19 protein-coding genes are annotated in these 23,233 nt (G+C 68.4%); 14 read left to right on the top strand and 5 right to left on the bottom strand.

Annotated features, from left to right (window positions below; translation table 11 throughout):
• Positions 1-7 precede the first annotated feature (7 nt).
• Positions 8-853 (bottom strand): MurR/RpiR family transcriptional regulator, encoded by an 846-nt coding sequence (locus ACFPFG_RS23515; RefSeq protein WP_016448717.1) that lies wholly within the window; start codon positions 851-853, stop codon positions 8-10.
• A 208-nt stretch (positions 854-1,061) separates the two neighbouring features.
• On the opposite strand from ACFPFG_RS23515, the gene tal reads away from it, so the two are divergent.
• The 3 genes from tal to ACFPFG_RS23530 all read left to right on the top strand — a co-directional run bounded on the left by tal (position 1,062) and on the right by ACFPFG_RS23530 (position 4,770).
• On the top strand, positions 1,062-2,015 hold the full coding sequence (gene tal, locus ACFPFG_RS23520; protein WP_197955031.1) for a transaldolase: 954 nt from the start codon (positions 1,062-1,064) through the stop codon (positions 2,013-2,015).
• Between the two features lie 4 nt (positions 2,016-2,019).
• A complete protein-coding gene (gene pgi, locus ACFPFG_RS23525) occupies positions 2,020-3,639 on the top strand; it encodes a glucose-6-phosphate isomerase (RefSeq protein WP_197955033.1) in 1,620 nt (539 codons plus the stop codon).
• A 231-nt stretch (positions 3,640-3,870) separates the two neighbouring features.
• Complete coding sequence (locus ACFPFG_RS23530) at positions 3,871-4,770, top strand: transporter substrate-binding domain-containing protein (protein ID WP_183019551.1); 900 nt, start codon at positions 3,871-3,873, stop codon at positions 4,768-4,770.
• An 18-nt stretch (positions 4,771-4,788) separates the two neighbouring features.
• On the opposite strand, the gene pdxR is transcribed toward ACFPFG_RS23530, so the two are convergent.
• Positions 4,789-6,300 (bottom strand): MocR-like pyridoxine biosynthesis transcription factor PdxR, encoded by a 1,512-nt coding sequence (gene pdxR, locus ACFPFG_RS23535; RefSeq protein ID WP_197955035.1) that lies wholly within the window; start codon positions 6,298-6,300, stop codon positions 4,789-4,791.
• 318 nt (positions 6,301-6,618) lie between these two features.
• Between pdxR and ACFPFG_RS23540 the strand changes: the two genes are divergently transcribed.
• Genes ACFPFG_RS23540 through ACFPFG_RS23570 form a run of 7 tightly spaced genes read left to right on the top strand, consistent with a single transcriptional unit; the run spans position 6,619 to position 14,814 of the window.
• The gene (locus ACFPFG_RS23540) at positions 6,619-8,214 is read left to right on the top strand and encodes an ABC transporter substrate-binding protein (protein WP_380108485.1); all 1,596 of its coding nucleotides are present in this window, start codon (positions 6,619-6,621) and stop codon (positions 8,212-8,214) included.
• 17 nt (positions 8,215-8,231) lie between these two features.
• On the top strand, positions 8,232-9,209 hold the full coding sequence (locus ACFPFG_RS23545; protein WP_183019548.1) for an ABC transporter permease: 978 nt from the start codon (positions 8,232-8,234) through the stop codon (positions 9,207-9,209).
• A 4-nt stretch (positions 9,210-9,213) separates the two neighbouring features.
• Positions 9,214-10,122, top strand: coding sequence for an ABC transporter permease (locus tag ACFPFG_RS23550; RefSeq protein WP_047471803.1), 909 nt, complete (start codon positions 9,214-9,216; stop codon positions 10,120-10,122).
• The gene (locus ACFPFG_RS23555) at positions 10,122-11,150 is read left to right on the top strand and encodes an ABC transporter ATP-binding protein (RefSeq protein WP_380108488.1); all 1,029 of its coding nucleotides are present in this window, start codon (positions 10,122-10,124) and stop codon (positions 11,148-11,150) included. Before ACFPFG_RS23550 ends, ACFPFG_RS23555 begins: the two co-directional genes overlap by 1 nt.
• Positions 11,147-12,169 (top strand): ABC transporter ATP-binding protein, encoded by a 1,023-nt coding sequence (locus ACFPFG_RS23560; RefSeq protein ID WP_312374114.1) that lies wholly within the window; start codon positions 11,147-11,149, stop codon positions 12,167-12,169. Before ACFPFG_RS23555 ends, ACFPFG_RS23560 begins: the two co-directional genes overlap by 4 nt.
• Positions 12,170-12,188: 19 nt before the next feature.
• On the top strand, positions 12,189-13,853 hold the full coding sequence (locus tag ACFPFG_RS23565; protein ID WP_197955047.1) for an amidohydrolase: 1,665 nt from the start codon (positions 12,189-12,191) through the stop codon (positions 13,851-13,853).
• 1 nt (position 13,854) lies between these two features.
• Positions 13,855-14,814 (top strand): CobW family GTP-binding protein, encoded by a 960-nt coding sequence (locus tag ACFPFG_RS23570; RefSeq protein WP_380108490.1) that lies wholly within the window; start codon positions 13,855-13,857, stop codon positions 14,812-14,814.
• Here the strand turns inward: ACFPFG_RS23570 and ACFPFG_RS23575 are convergent.
• Positions 14,789-15,709: a LysR family transcriptional regulator gene (locus ACFPFG_RS23575; RefSeq protein ID WP_183019543.1), complete on the bottom strand. Its 921-nt coding sequence runs from the start codon at positions 15,707-15,709 to the stop codon at positions 14,789-14,791. The two genes, ACFPFG_RS23570 and ACFPFG_RS23575, sit on opposite strands and share 26 nt — an antisense overlap.
• Positions 15,710-15,876: 167 nt before the next feature.
• Between ACFPFG_RS23575 and hglS the strand changes: the two genes are divergently transcribed.
• On the top strand, positions 15,877-17,301 hold the full coding sequence (gene hglS, locus ACFPFG_RS23580) for a 2-oxoadipate dioxygenase/decarboxylase HglS (RefSeq protein WP_380108493.1): 1,425 nt from the start codon (positions 15,877-15,879) through the stop codon (positions 17,299-17,301).
• Positions 17,302-17,412: 111 nt separating this feature from the next.
• Positions 17,413-18,690 (top strand): aminotransferase-like domain-containing protein, encoded by a 1,278-nt coding sequence (locus tag ACFPFG_RS23585; protein WP_380108495.1) that lies wholly within the window; start codon positions 17,413-17,415, stop codon positions 18,688-18,690.
• A 109-nt stretch (positions 18,691-18,799) separates the two neighbouring features.
• On the opposite strand, the gene groL is transcribed toward ACFPFG_RS23585, so the two are convergent.
• Positions 18,800-20,443, bottom strand: coding sequence for a chaperonin GroEL (groL, locus tag ACFPFG_RS23590; RefSeq protein WP_013800679.1), 1,644 nt, complete (start codon positions 20,441-20,443; stop codon positions 18,800-18,802).
• A 46-nt stretch (positions 20,444-20,489) separates the two neighbouring features.
• A complete protein-coding gene (locus ACFPFG_RS23595) occupies positions 20,490-20,780 on the bottom strand; it encodes a co-chaperone GroES (RefSeq protein WP_012207457.1) in 291 nt (96 codons plus the stop codon).
• Between the two features lie 567 nt (positions 20,781-21,347).
• Here ACFPFG_RS23595 and ACFPFG_RS23600 point away from each other — a divergent pair.
• Both ACFPFG_RS23600 and ACFPFG_RS23605 read left to right on the top strand, forming a co-directional pair.
• Positions 21,348-22,025 carry an RNA polymerase sigma factor gene (locus tag ACFPFG_RS23600; protein WP_380108498.1) on the top strand — a complete coding sequence of 226 codons (678 nt, stop codon included), beginning with the start codon at positions 21,348-21,350 and terminating at the stop codon, positions 22,023-22,025.
• The gene (locus ACFPFG_RS23605; RefSeq protein WP_380108500.1) at positions 22,022-23,095 is read left to right on the top strand and encodes a FecR family protein; all 1,074 of its coding nucleotides are present in this window, start codon (positions 22,022-22,024) and stop codon (positions 23,093-23,095) included. Before ACFPFG_RS23600 ends, ACFPFG_RS23605 begins: the two co-directional genes overlap by 4 nt.
• Positions 23,096-23,233: the final 138 nt, after the last annotated feature.

The following is a 23,233-nucleotide window of genomic DNA, read 5'->3' on the forward strand; positions in this document are numbered from 1 at the left end:
GCCGGTGCTACGTGTAGCGCTTGGCCCGCAGGTTGTTCTTCATCTGCTCCAGCGCAGGCTGCAGGGCCGGGCCGATGCGCAGCGCCACGCAGGTGGCCAGCACGTCGATGACCAGCAGGTGCAGCAGGCGCGACACCATGGGGCTGTAGCGGTCGTAGCCCTCGGGGTGGTCGGCGGCCAGATGGATGTGGCAGGCCGAGGCCAGGGGCGAGCCGCTGGCGGTGATGGCAATCGTGGTGGCGCCGTTCTTGCGCGCGATGTCGGCCGCGTCCATCAGGTCGCGCGTGCGGCCCGAGTTGGAGATGATCACCGCGCAGTCGCCGGGCCCCAGCAGGGTGGCGCTCATCACCTGCATGTGGCCGTCGCTGGTGGCCAGGCTGGTCACGCCCAGGCGAAAGAACTTGTGCTGCGCGTCCTGCGCCACGATGCCCGAGTTGCCCGCACCGTAGAACTCGATGCGCCGGCCCGTCTGCCAGGTCGAGGCGATGGCCTGCGCCGCCTGCTCTATGGCCGTGGTGCTGGCGGCATTGCGGTATTGCAGGAAGGCGGCCACGGCGTTGTCCACCACCTTGACCATCACGTCGCTGGTCTTGTCGTCGGTGTCCACGCTGCGGTGGATGAAGGGCACGCCCTCGCTCACGCTGCCGGCCAGCTTGAGCTTGAAGTCGGCCAGGCCGTCGTAGCCCATGCTGCGGCAAAAGCGCACCACCGTCGGCTTGCTGACATGGGCGCGCTCGGCCAGTTCGCGCACCGGCTGTCGTGCGAAGGCCCGAGGATCGGCCAGCACCAGGCGGGCCACGCGTTGTTCGGCGGGAGCAAGCGAGGGCAGCGAGGCGGTGATGCGGTCCAGCATTAGGCGGTGGGCGTTGTTCTATGGGTGAAGGGAAGCGGTTGCCGCAAGGCAGGTCCAGCGCGCATTTTGCATGAGCGGCAGCCTTCGCTTACTTTCCTGACGCCGATGCAAACCATGCGGGCGCATACACTCGGAGGATTTGCCGGTACAACCGCACCGCCCTGGTGCGATGCCGCCCCTCGCCAGGTTCCCGCCCAAAGGATGTTCCATGAACCAGCTTGACGCGCTTCGACAGTACACGACCGTGGTGGCCGATACCGGCGACTTCCACCAGCTGGCCCAGTTCCAGCCACGGGATGCGACCACCAATCCCTCGCTCATCCTCAAGGCGGTGCAAAAGCCCGAGTACGCACCGCTGATGCGTGCCACCGTGGCCCAGTACAAGGGCCGCAGCCTCGACGAGGTCATGGACCGCATGCTGGTGCGCTTCGGCTGCGAGATCCTGAACACCATTCCGGGCCGCGTCTCCACCGAAGTCGATGCGCGCCTGTCCTTCAATACCTCGGCCACCGTGGCGCGTGCCGAGCGCCTGATCGAGCTGTACCAGGCCGAAGGCGTGCACATCGACCGCGTGCTCATCAAGATCGCCTCCACCTGGGAAGGCATCGAGGCCGCGCGCCAGCTGGAGCTGCGCGGCATCCACACCAACCTCACCCTGCTGTTCTCGTTCTCCCAGGCCGTGGCCTGCGGCCAGGCCAAGGTGCAGCTGATCTCGCCCTTCGTGGGCCGCATCTACGACTGGTACAAGAAGCAGGCCGGCGCCCAGTGGGACGAGGCCGCGATGGCCGGCGCCAACGACCCCGGCGTACGTTCCGTGCGCGCCATCTACGAGCACTACAAGCACTTCGGCATCGCCACCGAGGTCATGGGGGCGAGCTTTCGCAACACGGGCCAGATCGTGGCGCTGGCGGGCTGCGATCTGCTGACCATCGCCCCCGAACTGCTGGCCCAGCTGGGCGCCAGCGATGCGCCCCTGTCGCGCGCCCTGGACCCCGAGGCCGCGCGGACCCTGGAACTCGATCCCGTGCACTACGACGAGGCCGGCTTCCGCCTGGCCCTCAACGAGGACGCCATGGCCACCGAGAAGCTGGCCGAAGGCATACGCGCCTTCGCTGCCGACACGCGCAAGCTCGAAGCATTGATGCAGCAGGCCGCAGACTGATTGGATGAAGATCTTGCCCGTTTTGTGCAATACCTTGCCGGCCTGGTCGGCACTTGAACGCCATTTCAACGAAGACATCCGGTCCCTGGATCTGCGCCAGGCCTTTGCCGCGGACGCAGGCCGCCTGGAGGCGCTGAGCCAGCAGGCCCCGCATGTCTTTGCCGACCTGTCCAAGAACCTCTGGACCGAGGCCACCGAGGCGCTGCTGCGCGACCTGGCACAGCAGGCCGGCGTGCTGGCCCAGCGTGAGGCCATGCTGGCCGGCGAGCCCGTCAACTGCACCGAAGGCCGCGCCGTCATGCACTGGCTGCTGCGCATGCCGCGCGATGGCGGACAGCTGCGCCACTGCGCCACCGTGCAGCAGTGGCAGCCTGCCATGCACGAGGCGCTGGACCAGGTGCATGAGACGCTGGACGCCATGCTGGCCCTGGCCGAGCAGGTGCGCGGCGACGAGGGCATCACCGACATCGTGAACATCGGCATCGGCGGCTCGCACCTGGGCCCCGAAGTGGTGGTCAATGCGCTGGAGGACTGGGTCGATGCGGGCAAGAATTTCCATTTCGTCTCCAACGTCGATGGCCATGAGCTCGGTCATGTGCTGCGCCGCGTGCGCCCGCGCAGCACGCTGTTCCTGATCGCCTCCAAATCCTTCACCACGGCCGAGACCATGCTCAACGCGCACTCGGCGCGCCGGTGGTTCCTGGAGCAGGGCGGCAGCGAGGACCCGCAGGCCGCGTGCTCCATCGACCGGCACTTCGTGGCGCTCACCACCAATGTGCGGGCCGCAGCCGACTTCGGCATCCGCCGCACGCTGGGATTCTGGGACTGGGTGGGCGGCCGTTTTTCGCTGTGGTCGGCCATCGGCCTGCCCGTGGCCATTGCCATTGGCGCGGCGCAGTTCCGTGCGCTGCTGGGTGGCGCCCATGCCATGGACGCGCATTTCTTCTCATCGGGCGTGGAAGGCAATCTGCCGCTGCGCCTGGGCCTGCTGGACGTCTGGTACCGCGATTTCTGCGGCTTCTCCAGCCGCTGCATCGCCCCCTACAGCCATGGCCTGCGGCGGCTGACCGCCTACCTGCAGCAGCTGGAGATGGAGAGCAACGGCAAGGGCGTGACGCGCGACGGGCAGACACTGCCCGTGCGCACGGCGCCCGTGATCTGGGGAGAGCCCGGCACCAATGGCCAGCATGCCTTCTTCCAGATGCTGCATCAGGGCCAGGACGTGATTCCCGTGGAGTTCATCGCGCTGCGCGACGGCGGCAAATACCTGGGCGCACACCACCAGAGCCTGGTCGTCAACGCCATTGCCCAGGCCCAGGCCCTGATGGAGGGGCGCCACGGCGAGGGTGCAGAGCGCCATTGCGCGGGCAACCGGCCCAGCAGCTTCCTGCTGCTGCAGCAGCTCGATCCGGCATCGCTGGGCGCCCTGATCGCACTGTACGAGCACCGTGTCTTCTCGGCCGGTGCGGTGTGGGGCATCAACAGCTTCGACCAGTGGGGCGTGGAGCTGGGCAAGCACCTGGCGCGCCAGCTGCATGCGCGCCAGGACAGCGGTGACTGGCAGGGCGTCGATGCCTCGACGCAGGGCCTCATGCACCGGCTTGCGGCAGGATCGGCCGGCTAGCCCCGGTGCCCGGGCAGAGGGTTGCTGCAGCGCACCAGGCGGGTGCGAGGTCATGTGGGTGGAGCATGACCTTCTTCCATTTCATCGTTATGCACAGGCGCCTGATTGCTCGATAGTTGATGCAATCGCCTTGACGGCGGCCCTGCCTGGAGGCAGCCGGTGACGGCGGCACGGCAGGGTGGAGGCGCAACGCGCCTTCGGACCTGCAACAACTATCCAAGGAGACCCTCGATGCGATTCGTACTGGCCCATGTGGCGATGGCATGTGTGGTGGCTGCTTCCGGCGCTGCCCATGCGCAGGATGCGGCCGGCACGCTGGACAAGATCCAGAGCACAGGCAAGGTGGTGATGGGTGTGCGCGAAAGCTCGGCGCCCATGGCCTATGCCTTCGGCACCACGCAGAAGTACGTGGGCTACCACGTGGAGCTGTGCGAGAAGGTGCTGGCCCAGATCGTGCCCAAGGCCAAGATCGAGTACATGGCGCTGACCTCGCAGAACACCATGCCCCTGGTGCAGAACGGTACCGTGGACATCGGCTGCGGCCCGACCACGAACAACCTTGCGCGCCAAAAGCAGGTGGCCTTTGCCGTGACCACCTACGTGAGCCAGGTGCGCATGGCCGTGCGTGCCGACTCGGGCATCACCTCCTTCAAGCAGCTCGACGGCAAGCCCGTGGCGGCCTCGGCCGGCACGACTGCCGTGCAGCTGCTGCGCAAGTACGGGCGCGACAATGGCGTGAACCTGCCCACCTCGCTGGGCAAGGACCATTTCGAGAGCTTTCTGATGCTCGAATCGGGCCGTGCCGATGCCTTCGTGCTGGACGACAACCTGCTGGCCGGCGTCATCGCCAACTCCAAGAACCCTGCAGGCTTCAAGATCGTGGGCGAGGTGCTGGGCTCCGAGCCCATCGCCATCCTGTTCCGCCGCGATGACCCCGCCTTCAAGAAGGCCGTGGACGATGTGCTGGTGGGCATGATGGCCTCGGGCGAAGTGGCGAAGATCTACGACAAGTGGTTCGTGCAGCCCATCCCGCCCAAGAATGCCCCGCTGAACCTGCCCATGAGCGACCTGCTCAAGCAACTGCTGCAAAAGCCCAACGACAAGCCGCTGGAGTCCTACGCGCAGCAGTGACCACGAGCCCGGGCCCGGTCAGCGCGGCCGGTCCAGTTCGGCCACCGCCCGTGCCAGCGCTGCAATGCCTGCATCGATCTGATCGGTGGCAATGGAAGACAGGCGCAGCCGGAAAAAGGGGCAGGGCTGGCGCGGCGTCGCAAAGAACGCGCTGCCTGCCTCGATCAGCACGCCGTGGCGGCGCGCCACGGCGGCCAGCGCATCGGCGTCCAGCCAGGCCGGTGCCTGCACCCACAGCGATGCGCCGCCCTGGGGCTGGCGGAAGATGAAATCCGGCAGGTGCGCGCGCAGCGAGCGGTCCACCTGCGCCACGCGCTCCAGCATGGCCTGGTTCACGCGGCGCGCATGGGCCTCATGGTGGCCCAGCGACAGGAACAGCGCATAGGCATGCTGCAGGAAGGTGCTGGGGTGGCGCACCATGGCATGGCGCAGCACGCGCAACTCGTCGATCAGCGCGCGCGGCGCAACGATATAGCCCAGCCGCAGCGCAGGCGACAGGCTCTTGGACAGCGACCCCACATAGATCACGCGCCCGCCCTGGTCCAGGCTCTTGAGCGCGGGCATGGGCGTGCCCTGGTAGAGGTTCTCGGCCTCGTAGTCGTCCTCGATGATCACGAAATCGCCCTGCTCGGCGCGGCGCAGCAGCTGTTCGCGCCGCTGCAGGCTCAGCGTCACGGTGGTGGGGCTCTGGTGCGAGGGCGTGACGAACAGGTAGTCCAGCGGCGGCAGGCCATCGACCACCACGCCTTCCTCGTCCACGGCCACGGGCACCCAGCGCGGGCGGCGCAGCGAAAAAGTGTTGCGCGCATGCGGGTGGCCGGGCTCCTCGAAGCCCAGGCGCTGCGAGGGGTCCAGCAGCGCATCGGCCAGCAGGTAGAAGGCCTGCTGCGCGCCCACGGTGACCAGGATCTCTTCCTTGAGCGCGAACACGCCGCGCCGGGGCAGCAGGCGCAGGCGGATCTGCTCGATCAGGTCGGGAACGTCGTCGGTCTCGAAGTCCGGCGTCCAGTGCGGCAGCTGGGCGCGCGCAAGGCTGCGCGTGCAGCATTCCCGGAAGCCTTCGGTGGGAAACAGCGCGGGATCGTGCATGCCGTAGACGAAGGGGTAGGGGTACTCGCGCCACTGCTGCGGCTTGGACAGCGTGTGCCTGTCCGTCAGCGAGCGCAGCACCCGCGCCGACCAGTCGGGGGCGGGCGCGCCAGGGCCTGCGGCGGGCGCGGGCAGGGCCTCGTCCACGCCGGCCAGGCGCGAATCGGGCGCCACGAACACGCCGCTGCGCGGGCGGGCCTGCAGAAAGCCTTCATCGACCAGTTGCTGGTAGACCGCCGTCACGGTATTGCGCGACAGCGCCAGCAGGCGCGACAGTTCGCGCGAGGGCGGCATGGAGGCGCCGGGCGGCAGGCGGCCTTCCAGGATGGGCTGGACCAGAGCCAGGCGCAGCCTGTCCTTGAGGGCAAGGGCGGGTTGCTCGGGCAGCACGAACAGGTGGGACCATTGATGGCGGGGATCTGCAGGGGAGGGAGAACTCATGGAGCAACGGAGGCAGTCGGGAGCGATATCGGCAGGACTTACGCAAACAGGATGTGACAAAGCGCTGCGCCATAGGGCAAACCGCTGGTTTCGTTCCTTCTTGCGCAAGTCGTCATCGGAAACGAACGCAAAGTCCGCGCCATGTTGCGGGCCGGGTACGGCCAAGTAAAGGCATGGGTCCTTCGATGCGGGTAAACACTGGGCTTCTGGCTCCTACTTTTGGGCGACTGTGGCCCATACGCTGCGGGCGCTTCCTGCGTATTCTGAAACGCAAGGCCGCGATCTGCGCGACCTAGTGAATCAACGAGGGAGAAGTCCATGCGCACCATCACTTTCCGACGCCGCGTCCTGGGCGCCCTGGCACTGGCCAGCGCGCTGGCGGGCCTGGCCGCCCCACCGCTGCGTGCCCAGGAACCCGCGCGCGGCGGCACCCTGGTCGTGGGCAGCACCCAGGTGCCACGGCACCTGAACGGCGCCGTGCAATCGGGCATTGCCACGGCCATGCCTTCCACCCAGCTGTTCGCCAGCCCGCTGCGCTTCGACGACCAGTGGAAGCCCCAGCCCTACCTGGCCGAGTCCTGGAAGCTCGCCGAGGACGGCAAGTCGCTGACCCTGAACCTGCGCAGGAATGCCGTGTTCCACGACGGCAAGCCCATCACCTCGGCCGACGTGGCCTTCTCCATCATGGCCATCAAGGCCAACCACCCGTTCCAGACCATGCTGGGGCCCGTGGAGAAGGTGGACACGCCCGACCCGTACACGGCCATCATCCGCATGAATGCGCCGCATCCGGCCATCCTGCTGGCCATGAGCCCGGCGCTGGCGCCCATACTGCCCAGGCACATCTATGGCGATGGTGCCGACCTCAAGACCCATGCGCGCAACAGCGCCGACGTGGTGGGCTCGGGGCCGTTCAAGCTGACCGAGTTCCGCGCGGGCCAGCGCATCGTGATGGAGCGCTTCGACAAGTTCTTCCTGCCGGGCCGTCCCTACCTGGACAAGCTGGTCTTCAACATCGTGCCCGACTCCTCCAGCCTGCTGCTGAGCCTGGAGCGCGGCGACGTGCAGATGGTGCCCTACCTGCAGGCCTCCATCGACCTGAAGCGCCTGTCCACCAATCCCCAGGTCACGCTGGCCGGCAAGGGCTTCGAGGGCATAGGCTCGATCAACTGGCTGGCCATCAACACCGACAGGAAGCCGCTGGACGATGTGCGCGTGCGCAAGGCCATTGCGCATGCCATCGACAAGAACTTCATCACCAAGGCGCTGATGGGCGGCTTCGCCAGCGTGGCCGACGGCCCCATCGTGGCGGCCAGCCCGTTTGCCTCGGCCGACCTGGTGCGCTATCCGCTGGACCTCAGGAAGTCGGCGGCCCTGCTGGACGAGGCCGGCCTCAAGCCCGGAGCCAACGGAGAGCGCTTCAAGATCACCATCGACTACCTGCCCGGCTCGGACGAGCAGCAAAAGAACGTGGCCGAGTACGTGCGCGCCCAGCTCAAGAAGGTGGGCATCGCCGTCGAGGTACGCGCCTCGGCCGACTTCCCGGCCTGGGCCCGGCGCCTGGCCACGCACGACTTCGACCTGTCCATGGACATCGTCTTCAACTGGGGCGACCCGGTCATCGGCGTGCACCGCAGCTACCTGTCCACCAACATCAAGCCCGTGGTCTGGACCAACACCCAGTCCTACCGCAATCCCAAGGTGGACGAGCTGCTGAACACGGCCAGCAGCACGCTGGACACGGCCGAGCGCAAGAAGCTCTATGCGGCCTTCCAGAAGACCGTGACCGACGAGCTGCCGGTGATCTTCATCAACAACTCGCCCTACCACACGGCCGCGCGCAAGAACGTGGGCAACCTGCCGACCACGATCTGGGGGCCGGCCTCGCCCTATGACGAGATCTTTCTGAAGTAGTCGGGGAGGTGCAGTCCATGGCTTTTCTCCGCACACTCCTCAAGCGGCTGCTGCAGGGCCTGGCGCTGGTGCTGGCCGTGGTGGTGCTGAACTTCATGCTGGTGCATGCGGCGCCCGGCGATCCCGTGGAGACCATTGCCGGCGCCAGCGGCGGCATGGAGCCCGAGCTCATGGCCGAGCTGCGCACACGCTACGGGCTGGACCGGCCGCTGCCCGTGCAACTGGGCATCTACCTGGCGCGCGTGGCCAGCGGGGATCTGGGCCATTCCTACTTCTTCAACCTGCCGGTGGCGCAGATGATTGCCGAGCGCGTGCCTGCCACCTTGCTGCTGGTGCTGGCCGCCGTGCTCACGGCCTTCGTGGTGGGCACCCTGCTGGGCGTGCTGTCCTCGCGCCGGCCCAACGGCCTGCTGTCGCAGTGCATCACCGTGCTGTCCCTGGTGGGCTTTGCGGCGCCCGTGTTCTGGACCGGCATGCTGCTGGTGCTGGCGTTTGCCTCCTGGTGGCCCGTGCTGCCGGTGTCGGGCATGCGCTCGGCCGATGCCGCGGGCGGCGCGGGCCTTGCCGACCTGCTGGACGTGGCCCGGCACCTGGTGCTGCCCGCGCTGACGCTGGCCCTGGTCTACCTGGCGCAGTACAGCCGGCTGTCGCGCTCGTCCATGCTGGACGTGCTGGGCGCCGACTACATCCGCACGGCGCGCGCCAAGGGACTGGCCGAGCATGTGGTGCTCTACCGCCATGCGCTGCGCAACGCGCTGCTGCCCGTGGTGACCATGCTGGGCCTGCAGTTCGGCAACGTCATGGCCGGCGCCATCATCGTGGAGACGGTCTTCAACTGGCCGGGCCTGGGCCGGCTGGCCTTCGACTCGGTGCTGCGGCGCGACTACCCGACCATCCTGGGCGTGCTGCTGTTCTCCTCCATCGTCGTGGTCGTGATGAACCTCGTCACCGACCTGTGCTACCGGCTGATCGATCCCCGCATCAAGGCGGCCTGAGTCCATGAATGCCATCACACCACCTTCCGTGTCCGTGCCGACCGTCGCCGCGCCGCAGGCCGCAGCCCATGCCGAGCACCCGGCGCGCGAAGCGCTGCGCATGTTCCTGCGCAACCCCTCGGCCATTGCCGGCATGGCCATGCTGCTCATCGTGCTGCTGGTGGCCATCGCCGGCCCCTGGATCTGGCCTGCGGACCCGTTCGAGATCCGCACCATGCCGCTGAGCCCGCCGTTCAGCGAGGAGGCCTGGCTGGGCAGCGACCAGCTGGGGCGCGACGTGCTCACCGGCATCATCCACGGCGGCCGCGCCACGCTGCTGGTGGGCGCCTTCGCGGCTTTGCTGTCGGTGTGCATCGGCGTGACGCTGGGAGCGATGGCCGGCTACTACGGCGGCCGCGTCGATGCGCTGCTGATGCGCGTGACCGAGTTCTTCCAGGTGCTGCCCGCACTGCTGTTCGCCATGGTGGTGGTCACGCTGTTCTCTCCCTCGCTGGTGACGGTCACGCTGGCCATCGGCAGCGTCAGCTGGCCGGCCACGGCGCGGCTCACGCGGGCCGAGTTCATGCGCATCCGCCAGCTTGAATTCGTGCGCGCGGAAAGCGCCATCGGCGCGCGCCACGGCCGCATCATCTGGAAGGTGATCCTGCCCAATGCGCTGCCGCCGCTGGTGGTGTCGGCCACGCTGGCCGTGGGCGCGGCCATCCTGTTCGAGGCCGGCCTGTCCTTTCTGGGCCTGGGGGACCCCAACCAGATGAGCTGGGGCCTGATGATCGGATCGGCCCGCCAGTACCTGCTGTCCTGCTGGTGGGCCGTGGCCTTTCCCGGCGCCGCCATCTTCGTCACCGTGCTGGCCGTCAGCCTGATCGGCGATGGCCTCAACGATGCACTCAACCCCAAGCTGAGGGAGCGCTGATGGATACCGACACCCCCCTGCTGCAAGTCAGCGGCCTGCGCGTGGCCTTCCAGGGCCGGCGCGGCCAGGCCATGGTGCTCAACGGCGTGGATTTCGATCTGCGCGCGGGCGAGACGCTGTGCGTGGTCGGCGAGTCCGGCTGTGGCAAGAGCATGACGGCGCTGGCGCTGCTGCGCCTCATTCCCTCGCCTCCGGGCCGCATCACGGGCGGACAGGTGCGCTTCCAGGGCGAGGACCTGGTGGCCGCCGGCGAGGCCCGCATGCGCCAGGTGCGCGGCAACCGCATCTCCATGATCTTCCAGGAGCCGATGACCTCGCTGAATCCGGTGCTCACCGTGGGCGAGCAGATCGCCGAGCCGCTGCGCCTGCACGCCGGACTGGATGCGGCCGCCGCGCGCCAGCGCGCCGTGGAGATGCTCCGGCAGGTCGGCATCCCTGCGCCCGAGCGGCGCGTGCACGAGTACCCGCACCAGTTGTCCGGCGGCATGCGCCAGCGCGTGATGATCGCCATGGCCCTGGCCTGCCGGCCCGACATCCTGATCGCCGACGAGCCCACCACGGCGCTGGATGTGACCGTGCAGGCCCAGATCTTCGACCTGCTGCGCGCGCTGCAGCGCGAAAAGGGCACGGCCATCGTGCTGATCACGCACGACATGGGGGCCGTGGCCGAGATGGCCGACCGCGTCATGGTCATGTATGCGGGCCGCGTGATCGAGCAGGGCCGCTGCGAGCAGGTGCTGTCGGCGCCCGCCCATCCGTACACGCGCGGCCTGATCGCCTGCCTGCCCGAGCTGGGCAGCAGCCAGGCGGCGGATCGCTGCGAGTTGCCGGAAATCCCGGGCGTCGTGCCCTCGATCTGGGAGCTGGGCAGCGGCTGCGCCTTCCGCGCGCGCTGCCGCGAGGCCCAGCCGCGCTGCGCCAGCGAGGCGCCGCCGCTGGTCGCGCTGGAGGACCCATCCCACGGCGTGGCCTGCTGGCTGCATGCCTGCGCCCCGCACATCCGGGTCAAGACGGAGGCCCTGGCATGAACGCACGCATGGACGACACACTGCTGCAGGTCGATGACCTCAAGGTCCACTTTCCGCGCGCGGGCAAGGGCCTGTTCGGCAGCCCCGAGGTGGTCAAGGCCGTGGACGGCGTGTCCTTCAGCCTGCGGCGCGGCAGCACGCTGGCCGTGGTGGGCGAGTCGGGCTCGGGCAAGACGACCACGGCGCTGGCCGTGATGCGCCTGGCGCCCGTGACGACGGGCCGCATGCAGCTGGGCGATACCGACCTGGGCGGCCTGTCGGGCGAGGCCCTGCGCCAGGCGAGGCGGCGCATGCAGATCGTGTTCCAGGACCCGTTTTCCTCGCTGAATCCTCGCCAGCGCGCGGGCGATGCGGTGCGCGCTCCACTGGACCTGATGGACGTGGGCACGCCGGCCGAGCGCGAGGCGCGCGTGGCCGAGCTGTTCACCCAGGTCGGCCTGCGGCCCGAACAGCGCCAGCTGTTCCCGCACCAGTTCTCGGGCGGCCAGCGCCAGCGCATCAACATCGCGCGCGCCCTGGCCACGCGGCCCGAACTGGTGGTGTGCGACGAACCCGTGTCGGCACTGGACATCGCCATCCGCGCCCAGATCCTCAACCTGCTGGCGCGGCTGCAGCGCGAGCTGGGCCTGAGCTACCTGTTCATCTCGCACGACATGGCCGTGGTCGAGCACATCTGCGACGACATCGCCGTCATGTACCTGGGCCAGATCGTGGAGCGCGCACCGCGCCAGGCCTTCTTCGCGCGGCCGCTGCACCCCTACAGCGTGGCCCTGATGTCGGCCGTGCCCACGGTGCGCGGCGGGCGCGAGCGCGCGGCGCGGCGCATACGGCTGGCCGGCGATCCGCCCAGTCCCATCGACCCGCCTGCAGGCTGCCGCTTCGCAGGGCGCTGCCCCGTGGCCGTGCCTGCGTGCTCGGCCGAGGCGCCACCGCTGCGCGAAGCCGCACCCGGCCACTGGGTGCGCTGCATCCGCGTGGACCACATCGATGGCGTGCCGCGCGCGCCGCTGGCCCTTTGAATCCGGAGTACCCGCCACCATGAGCATCACCGTCTACGTCGCCCGCAAGATCATCACCATGAACCCCATGCAGCCCGAGGCCACGCATGTGGCCGTGCGCGACGGGCGCATCCTCGCGGTCGGGGACCTGGCGCGCTGCACGGCCTGGGGCGAGTGCCGCATCGACGAGCGCTTTGCGGACCAGGTGCTGCTGCCCGGGCTGGTCGAGGGCCACTGCCATCTCAAGGAAGGCAGCATGTGGGACTGGACATACACGGGCTGGTTCGACCGGCGCGACCCCGACGGAAAGACCTGGCCCGGCCTGCGCTCCATGGATGCCGTGGTGGACCGCCTGGCCGAGGTGGCGGCGCGCATGGATGCGCAGGGCCTGCCGACCGGCCAGCCGCTGATCGCCTGGGGGTTCGATCCCATCTACTTTGGCGGCGAGCGCATGACGGTGGAGCACCTGGACCGGGCCGCCGCAGGTCGTCCCGTCGTCATCTCGCACGCCAACGGCCATCTGATGAACGTCAACAGCGCCATGCTGCGCCTGGCCGAGATCACGCGCGACAACGAGGTCGAGGGCGTGGTGCGCTTCGCACCCGGCCACGCCCTGGCCGGCGAGCCCACGGGCGAGCTGCAGGAACCGGCCGCCATGTTCCTGGTGCTGCGCAAGATCGGCGAGGCCGGGCTGCTGGCGCCCATGACCGAGGCCGGCGTGCGCTCCTTCGCACGCCTGGCCTGCCGCCAGGGCGTGACCACGGCCACCGACCTGGTCAACCGGCTGGGCGAGCAGGACTGCCGCGTGCTGGAGGCCGCGCTGGCCGATGACCAGGTGCCCATCCGCATCCTGCCGGCCTTCCAGGCCTTCCACGGCACGCATGGCGCCCAGGCAGGCGCCGAGCATGTGCGCGCGCTCATGGCGCGCAACACCGACCGGCTGCGCTACGGCCTGGTCAAGATGATGCTGGACGGCTCCATCCAGGGCTTTTCGGCGCGCCTGCGCTGGCCCGGTCACTACAACGGCGCGCCCAACGGCATCTGGGTCACCGCGCCCGCGCAGTACGAGGCCGATTTCGAGACCTACCACCGCGCAGGCCTGCTCATCCATACGCACACCAATGGCGACGAGGCCAGCGAAACCGCCATCGACGCCATAGGCCGCGTGCTGGCCCGCGCGCCCCGGCCCGACCACCGCCATACGCTGCAGCATGGCCAGATGATCGATGCGCCGCTGTTTCGCCGCATGGCGGCGCTGGGCCTGTGCGCCAACCTGTTCGCCAACCACCTCTGGTACTGGGGCGACCAGCACTACGAGATGACCATGGGGCCGGACCGGGCCATGCGGCTCGATGCCTGCGCCAGCGCGCTGGCCGCCGGCGTGCCGCTGGCCATCCATTCGGATGCGCCCGTCACGCCGCTGGGGCCGCTGTTCACCGCCTGGTGCGCGGTCCACCGGATCACGCCCAAGGGCCGCGTGCTGGGCGCGGCCGAGCGCCTGACCGTGGCCCAGGCCCTGCATGCCGTCACGCTGGGCGCGGCTTGGACACTGAAGATGGACCACGAGATCGGCAGCATCGAATGCGGCAAGCGCGCTGACTTCTGCGTGCTGGAAGACGATCCGCTGTCCCTGGACCCCATGGTGCTCAAGGACCTCAGGGTCTGGGGCACGGTGCTGTCGGGGCGCGTCTTCAAGGCGGCATGACATGGGACAGCGGCTGCCGTTCACGGTCATCGGCGGCTTCCTGGGCGCCGGCAAGACCACGCTGCTCAACCACTGGCTGCGCCATGCGGATGGCCAGCGGCTGGCCGTGCTGGTCAACGACTTCGGTGCGCTCAACATCGATGCCGGCCTGATCAAGGCCCACAGCGGCGACACCATCGCGCTGACCAATGGCTGCGTGTGCTGCCAGATCGGTGACGACCTCTCCATGGCCCTGATCGGCGTGCTGCAGCAGCGCGAGCGCTTCGACGCCGTGGTGGTCGAGGCCAGCGGCGTCTCCGACCCCTGGCGCATTGCCCAATTGGGCCTGGCTGATCCCGCATTGGCGCTGGACGGCGTCATCGTGGTCGTCGATGCCGCTGCCCTGCCCGGGCAGGCGGCCGATCCGCTGCTGGCCGACACGCTGCAGTGCCAGGTGGCCAGGGCCGATCTGGTCATCGTCAACAAGACCGATCTGGCCGATGCCCGGACCCTGGAGCGCGTGCACGGCTGGATAGCCAGCCACGCGCCAGCCGCGCAACGCTGCGATGTGCACGAAGCCCGGGTGCCCGTGGAACTGCTCAGCGGCGCAGCCCTGCTGCGTGGCGTGCGGGAGGTTTCATGGGGTGCCAGCACTGCGCGCCCCATGCATGGCCGGCAATTCGAGACCTGGTCCTGCCAGCCGCCCGGGATGCTGTCCGAGACGGCCCTGCAGGCGTGGCTGCAGGCCATGCCGGCTGGCGTGCTGCGGCTCAAGGGCGTGGTGCAGACCGGGGCGGGCCAGTGGAGCGAGCTTCAGTTTGCCGGGCGCAGCGGCCGGCTGCGTGCCGCATCAGCGCCCGTGCAGCAGCAGCAGGTGCCCGCCATCGTGGCCATCGGCCTGGCCGGGCAGCTGCCGGTGGCCGCGCTGCAGGCGCTGGTGGCAGGCGCTGCGGGCGTCAGGGCTGCGGGCCGTCCCGCATGAAATCCTGGGCCGCCTGCTGCAGCCACTCGCGCAGGCTTTGCAGCGGCGGGTAGTTGCCGCGGCTCGTGGGCCAGGCCAGGTAGTAGCGCTCGGCGCTTTCCATCTCGGGCAGATGGGGCAGGGCACGCACCAGATCGCCCTGGGCCAGTTCGCGCTCGATCAGAAAGCGCGGCAGCAAGGCCACGCCCACGCCGGCGATGGCGGCCTGGGCGGCGGTGGCGAACTGGTCGAACAGCATGCCCTGGCCCTCGGCCATGGGCGCATGGTGCACGGACAGCCAGCGCTGCCAGGCATCGGGGCGCGAGGCCAGGTGCAGCAGCGGCGCCTGCAGCAGGTCCTGGGGCTGGGCAAAGCGATGCTGGGCCAGCAGGGCGGGGCTGCAGGCAGGCACCACGGTCTCGCTCATCAGAAAGGCCAGCTCGGCGCCCGGCCAGTGCGGCAGGCCGAAATGGATGGCGGCGTCCACGGCTTCGAGCTGGAAGTCGAACTGGGACAGTCGCGTCGTCAGGTTGATGGTGATGCCCGGGTGGGCGCTGAAGAACTGCGGCAGGCGCGGCGCCAGCCAGCGCGTGCCGAAGGTGGGCAGGATGGCCAGGTTCAGGCTGCCGCCGCGCGGGTTGGCCCGAAAGCCCAGCGTGGCGGTGGAGATGCGCATCAGCGCGCCGCGTATCTCCTGGGCATAGGCCTGGCCGGCCGGACTGAGCCGCACGGTCTGGCGCTCGCGCACAAAGAGTTCCGCCTCCAGCCGCTCCTCCAGTGCGCGGATCTGGCGGCTGACGGCGCTTTGCGTCAGGTGCAGCTCGGCCGCGGCTGCCGTGAAGCTCTGGTGCCGGGCCGCCGCCTCGAAGGCGCACAGCAGGGACATGGGGGGCAGGAAACGGCGGGACAGCAGCATGGCGGAGGGCGGTGGGGCAATCGTGGGAGGGGGCATTCTGTTTGGGAATGACCTATGGGCCTGATTATCGTTTGACCAGGCTCAAGGCGCAGACCTAGCATGCGTGCCAGGAATCCACCCCGCCGCAGGGCTGCCCTGTGGCTCCAACTTCAGTCCCCACGAGCACCATGTCCTCTACGCCTGCCCACACCTTCGTGCCCTCCGACGAGATCCGCGCACGGTTTTCCAGCGCCATGTCCGAGATGTACCGCGATGAAGTGCCACAGTACGGCACGCTGATCGAACTCGTGGCCGACATCAACCAGCGCACGCTGCAGGCCGAGCCTGCGCTGCTGGCCCGGATGCAGCGCAGCGGCGAGCTTGCCCGCCTGGGCGTGGAGCGCCACGGCGCCATCCGCGTGGGCACGGCCGCCGAGCTGTCCATGCTGCGCCGCCTGTTCGCCATCATGGGCATGGAGCCCGTGGGCTATTACGACCTGTCGGTGGCCGGCGTGCCCGTGCACTCCACGGCCTTCCGCCCCGTGGGCGATGCGGCGCTGCTGGCCAACCCTTTCCGCGTCTTCACCTCGCTGCTGCGCCTGGACCTGATTGCCGACCAGGCGCTGCGGGCCCAGGCCGGCGCCATCCTGGCGCAACGCAGCATCTTCACCGAACGCGCGCTGGCGCTGATCGCCCAGGCCGAAGCCCATGGCGGCCTGGCCGACGCCGATGCCGACGCATTCGTGCGCGAGGCGCTGGAGACCTTCCGCTGGCATAGCGAGTCCACCGTGGACGGCGCCACCTACGACGCGCTGCACAAGGCCCACCGCCTGATCGCCGACGTGGTCTGCTTCAAGGGCCCGCACATCAACCACCTGACGCCGCGCACCCTGGACATCGACGCGGCCCAGGCCGCCATGCCCGAGCGCGGCATGGACGCCAAGGACGTGGTCGAAGGCCCGCCGCGCCGCGCCTGCCCCATCCTGCTGCGCCAGACCAGCTTCAAGGCGCTCAAGGAAATCGTGCGTTTTGCGGGCGATGCCACGGGCGCGGGCTCGCACACGGCGCGCTTCGGCGAGATCGAGCAGCGCGGCGTGGCGCTCACGCGCAAGGGCCGCGCGCTCTACGACCAGCTGCTGGCCCAGGTGCGCGACATGGGCAGCGCGGGCAGTGCCGCACCCGACTACGGCAGCCGCCTGGCCCAGGTCTTCGAGGCTTTCCCCGACACCCATGAGCAACTGCGCCGGCAAGACCTGGCCTTCTACCGCTTCACGCTGAGCGACGAGGGCGCCGCCCTGGCCGCAGGCGAGGCCGCAGCGGCCGCAGCGGCCGCAGCGTCCGACCTGGACGCGCTGGTCACCCGCGGCCTGGCCCAGGCCGAGCCCATCGTCTACGAAGACTTCCTGCCCGTGAGCGCGGCCGGCATCTTCCAGTCCAACCTGGGCGGCGAAGAGCAAAAGCAGTACGCGGCCCATGCGGCCCAGCAGGCCTTCGAGGCCGACCTGGGTGCCCGCGTGCATGACGAGATCGCGCTGTACGAGCAGGCCCAGCAGCGATCCATCGACCAGCTGCGCAGCGCGCTGCGCGGCCAGGCCACCAAGGTCGCCGCATAAGCGCCGACCCTGGCTGAGCCCGCCACCGTCGATCCCCTTCCCCGGGGCGCATGCACAGGCGCCAGGCCTGCGCGTGCGCCCCTTTGTTTTTGCCATTTGCCGGAGGCCTTCATGAGCACCGCAGACCAGGGCGCGTCGTCGCCCACCGCCCATCTGTTCAACCCGCTGTTCGCACAGCCCGAAGGCTCGCCGATCCGCGAGCTGTTTCCCTACCTGAGCCGTCCCGGCATGCTCTCGCTGGCCGGAGGCTATCCATCGCCCAGCCTGTTCGATGCCGAAGGTTTGCAGCAGGCCGCCGTGGCCGCGCTGCAGCAGGATGCCGCCACCAGCCTGCAGTACGGCGCCAGCGAGGGCCAGCTTGCGCTGCGCGAAGCCCTGGCCGCGCTGTGCGCCACGCGCGGCATTGCCTGCACGCCGGCCGACATGATCGTGACCACGGGCTCGCAGCAGGCCTTCGACCTGCTGGTCAAGGTGCTGGTCGAGCCCGGCGATCCGGTGCTGGTCGAGGTGCCCGCCTACCCGGCCACGCTGCAGACCCTGAAGCTGGCCCAGGCACAGGTCGTTGCCGTGCCCACGGACGAGCAGGGCCTGGACACCGAGGCCCTGGCCCGCCTGCTGGCGCAGTGGCCCCAGGCACGCCGCCCCAAGCTGCTCTACACCGTGCCCAACTTCTCCAACCCGGGCGGCACCCTGCTGCCCGCGGCGCGGCGCACGGCGCTGGTGGAGCTGGCACGCGAGCATGGCTTTGTCATCGTCGAGGACGACCCCTATGGCGAGCTGCGCTTCAGCGGCCAGCGCGAACCGTCGATCTACGAAACGGGCCTGGCGCTGTGCGGCGCCCAGGCCAATCCCGTGGTCTACCTGTCCAGCCTGTCCAAGACCGTGGCGCCTGCGCTGCGCATCGGCTGGATGCTGGCCGACGCCCAGCTGCTGCGCCGCTGCACCATCGCCAAGCAGACGGCCGACCTGTGCACCTCGCCGCTGGCGCAGATGATCGCCGCGCACTATCTGCGCTCGGGCCGCTATGCGCCCCAACTGGCCCAGGCCTGCGCCGAGTACGCGGCGCGCATGGATGCGCTGTGCTCTGGCACGCAGTCGGCGCTGGGCGATCAGATCCGCTTCGTGCGGCCTGCGGGGGGCATGTTCGTCTGGGCCCGGCTGCTGCCGCCGCAGCGGCTTGCGGGCGACTCCCAGGCCCTGGCCCGTGCGCTGTTCACGGCAGCGGTGGAGCAGGGCGTGCTCTATGTGCCGGGCAAGGCCTTCTTCCCGGCCGATGCGGCAGACAAGGCCGGCCTGTGCATGCGCCTGTCGTATGCGGCGCCCACCGTGCCCCAGATCACCGAGGCCGTGGCGCGCCTGGGCCGGGCCTGGGGCCAGGCCGTGTCCTGAAAGACATCGGCAAAAGCGTTCGTGCAATGACAAAGGCCGCCCGAGGGCGGCCTTTGTCTTGCTGGGCAAACCGGGCATGGCGCAAGGCCTGCCCGGTTGCGGCGGGCAATTACATGCCCATGCCGCCCATGCCACCCATGCCGCCCATGTCGGGCATGGCAGGGCCGCCTTCAGCCTTGGGAGACTCGGCGATCATGGCTTCGGTCGTCAGCAGCAGCGATGCCACGGAAGCGGCGTTCTGCAGGGCCGTACGCGTCACCTTGGTCGGGTCCAGAATACCCATTTCCAGCATGTCGCCGTAGGTGTCGTTGGCAGCGTTGAAGCCGTAGTTGCCCGAGCCGTTCAGCACGGCGTTGACCACCACCGAGGGCTCGCCACCGGCGTTGGCCACGATTTCGCGCAGGGGCGCTTCGATGGCCTTCATGATCAGCTTGATGCCGGCGTCTTGCTCGGCATCGCCGGTCTTCAGGTCGCCCACGGCTTGCTTGGCGCGCAGCAGAGCCACGCCGCCGCCGGCCACGATGCCTTCTTCCACAGCAGCGCGGGTAGCGTGCAGGGCGTCTTCAACGCGGGCCTTCTTTTCCTTCATCTCGACTTCGGTGGCAGCGCCAACCTTGATCACGGCAACGCCGCCAGCCAGCTTGGCCACGCGCTCTTGCAGCTTTTCGCGGTCGTAGTCGCTGGTGGCTTCTTCGATCTGGATGCGGATCTGCTTGACGCGGGCTTCGATTTCAGCAGCTTGGCCAGCACCGTCGATGATGGTGGTGTTTTCCTTGCCGATTTCGATGCGCACTGCCTGGCCCAGGTCTTCCAGGGTCACCTTGTCCAGCGCCAGGCCCACTTCTTCAGCGATGACCTTGCCGCCCGTCAGGATGGCGATGTCTTCCAGCATGGCCTTGCGGCGGTCGCCGAAGCCAGGAGCCTTGACAGCCACAACCTTCAGGATGCCGCGGATGGTGTTCACCACCAGCGTTGCCAGGGCTTCGCCTTCGACGTCTTCTGCAATGATCAGCAGGGGACGGCCGGCCTTTGCCACGGCTTCCAGCGTGGGCAGCAGGTCACGGATGTTGCTGATCTTCTTGTCGAACAGCAGCACGAAGGGGTTGTCCAGCAGGGCAACCTGCTTTTCAGGGTTGTTGATGAAGTAGGGCGACAGGTAGCCGCGGTCGAACTGCATGCCCTCGACGACGTCGAGTTCGTTGGCCAGCGACTTGCCTTCTTCAACGGTGATCACGCCTTCCTTGCCGACCTTGTCCATGGCTTCGGCAATGATGCTGCCCACGGATTCGTCGGAGTTGGCGGAGATCGAGCCGACCTGGGCGATTTCCTTGGAGGTGGTGGTGGCCTTGGATTGCTTCTTCAGCTCTTCCACCAGGGCGGCGACAGCCTTGTCGATGCCGCGCTTCAGGTCCATGGGGTTCAGGCCGGCGGCCACGTACTTGGTGCCTTCGCGGACGATGGCCTGTGCCAGCACGGTGGCGGTGGTCGTGCCGTCACCGGCGATGTCGTTGGTCTTGGAGGCCACTTCCTTCACGAGCTGGGCGCCCATGTTCTGCAGCTTGTCCTTGAGTTCGATTTCCTTGGCGACCGAGACACCGTCCTTGGTCACGGTGGGGGCGCCGAAGGAGCGCTCCAGCACCACGTTGCGGCCCTTGGGGCCCAGCGTGACCTTGACCGCGTTGGCCAGGATGTTCACGCCTTCAACCATGCGGGCGCGTGCTTCGCCGCCGAAAACTACGTCTTTTGCTGCCATTTCAATTCTCCGGATTCAGTTGGAAAGTGCGGTTTCGAAGCGCGGATTACTTTTCGACGACTGCGAACAGGTCGTCTTCCTTCATCACCAGCAGTTCGTCGCCATGGACCTTGACGGTCTGGCCGCTGTACTTGCCGAACAGAACGCGGTCGCCGACCTTCACGTTCAGAGCGATCACTTCGCCCTTGTCGTTCTTCTTGCCGGGGCCCACTGCCAGCACTTCGCCCTGGTCGGGCTTCTCGGCGGCGTTCTCGGGGATCACGATGCCCGAAGCCGTCTTGGTTTCGTTCTCGAGGCGCTTCACGATCACGCGATCGTGCAGGGGACGCAGGTTCATACCAACTCCTAAATCATCAACAAAGTTGAAACAAAGACTTGCCGGCCCGGCGGGCCGGCATTCGAAGCAATGTGGAACAGAGGACTGTTAGCACTCATGCCCAACGAGTGCTAATAATAAGGCAATTCGGCCAGGTTTCAAGGGGTAGGGTCGGATGTGCCGCAGTGTGCAGCGACGCCCCACATGCTTTTTGCGCCAGGGATTCTTGGTGGATGTTGGCTGAGCGCTCGGCCAGCACCATGGCGAGACGTGGCAAGACGTGGCATCTGCGGAGCCCGCGCCGATGGAGCTCCTGCGGCGCGCCGCTGGGGGCCAGAGTCCCGGTTGCAGGATGTCCAGGCGCTAGAATGGGAATGAATCTCATTCATTAATTCATTCGATCTGCGCACATGGCCTGGGCGCCCCTCCCCGTCGTTGTCCATCCGATGCGTGGGACCCCCGGCGCCACGGATCGGTTGCCCATCTGCGCGTTGTGCCTCACCTCCACACTTTCATCACTGACGAATGCAGTGCCCTTGCAGGTTCACGGTCGGCTGCTGCATTCCTCCCGGGCGCAAAGGCTAGGGGATGAAACGCAATCCGGTCTCCGCAGCGCGGGGTGAGCCGATACCTGGGCGCCAGACTCCAGAGGCTCCCCTGGTTGCGCTCTATACGCGTTGGCGCACGCCTGTGATGCGCATGTTGCGCCGACACTTTCGAACCACCGCAGCGGTCGAGGACGCGGCGCAGGAAGTGTTCGCGCGGGTGGCCGCCACGGGCAGGAATCTCGAGCCCGGGCAGGAGCAGCCCTATCTGCGGCAGACCGTGCGCAGCGTGGCGGCGCGAGACTGGGAAAAGGGCCCGGAGGCGCACGGGCTCCAGAGTGTTCCGTATGACGACTGCCAGCAGGAGCTGCTTGCCATCTCTGCCGAGGGCTTCGGAGACACCGAGCGTCAAGCCGAGAGCCGCCAGCGGCTGACGCGGCTGCACGAGGCGATCCAGGAACTGCCGCCACGGCAGCGCGAAGCCTTCATTCTTCAACGGATCGAGGGGCTCACCGTTGAGGAAACCGCCGATTGCATGGGGATCAGTACACGGATGGTGGTGAAGCACCTGGGCCGGGCCGTCGGCTATTGCGAGACGCGCATCTTGTTCGCAAGTGCCACCCAGATGAGGCGCCTGCAGGCCCTGCAGGGCACACTGGACGCCGAAGAAGACAACGACGACGAATGCGCCGCCCCACCGGCGCAGGGCAAAAGAGCATGAGCGCAGAGCCAGGCCATTCCCGGTTGCAGGACCTTCCGCCCGAGCAGGTGCTTGGGCTCAACCATCGCGCGGGCGAGTGGTATGTGCGTCGCCAGCAGCCCGGCTGGTCGGGTGCGGACGAGCGCGCTCTCGACGAGTGGCTGGCGCAGGACCCGGCCCATCGCGAGGCCATGGACGGTGTCGGCCGCGCCTGGCGTGAAGCGGAGCAGCTCAAGGCCATGTTCCCGGCCGTCTACGGGCGCAACCCGCCAGCGGCCACCGCCCGCGAAGCGCCGCGCGCCGGCAGGCCGGCGCCGCAGCCACGCAGTGCTGCAGGGGCCGAGGACCGGCCGCGCAGACCCGCCATGGCATCGGCCTTCGCCGCAGCACTGTTCGCCGTGGTCGTCGCCGGGTACGGCTGGCATCGCTGGGACAACACCGCCAGCTATGCGGTCGATATCGCCACCGCTCCCGGCGAACTTCGCCGCATCGACCTGCCCGATGGAACGCAGGTGGCGCTCAATGCCAACAGCCGCCTTCAGGTGCGCTACTACCCCCGCCGGCGCGAAACCGTACTCGACCAGGGCGAGGCCTTTTTCCAGGTCGCGGCGGATGCCGGCAAGCCCTTCACCGTGGACAGCGGCGGCAGCCAGGTGCGCGTCGTCGGCACCGCATTCAATGTGCGGGCAGCCCCGCCGGAATTCGTGGTGCAGGTGCAGGAAGGGCGCGTCGAGGTGCGCTCAAAGACCCATCCCGAAGCCCCCGTGCTCGCCATGGGCCCGGGCGCGGGTGTGGCCATCGATCCCGCCAGCGGGCGCCGCCGCAGCCTGTCAGTGGCAACGCAAGAGGTTGCGCAATGGCGGACCGGGCAGATCTACTTCAAGCGCGCCCCGCTTCGGCATGTGGCGGATGAACTGTCGCGCTACCTCGGCCAGCCGGTGGAGATAGAGAGCCCTGCGCTCCAGGCCGTGACTGTTTCGGGCCTGCTTGCGCTGGAGGAGCCGGAACGCTTCCTCCTGGCCCTGCCCAGCGTAGCCAGCGTGCGCGTGCAGCGGCGCGCCGAGGGTGGCTGGCTGATCGGTTCTCGTTGAGATACAAATTGTTTCATGTTGCCGGGTTCTCTGGTTTCGCCTTTTCCTGCTTCTTCATGGGTAGGGGCGAGGAATTTCTGCGCCCCGGGCTGCCAGCCACGGAAATGAGCAATCACCGCTTTCTGATTGATTCCCAGC

It is taken from the genome of Delftia deserti (assembly GCF_042653485.1).
In the GTDB taxonomy this organism is placed as follows: domain Bacteria; phylum Pseudomonadota; class Gammaproteobacteria; order Burkholderiales; family Burkholderiaceae_C; genus Comamonas; species Comamonas acidovorans.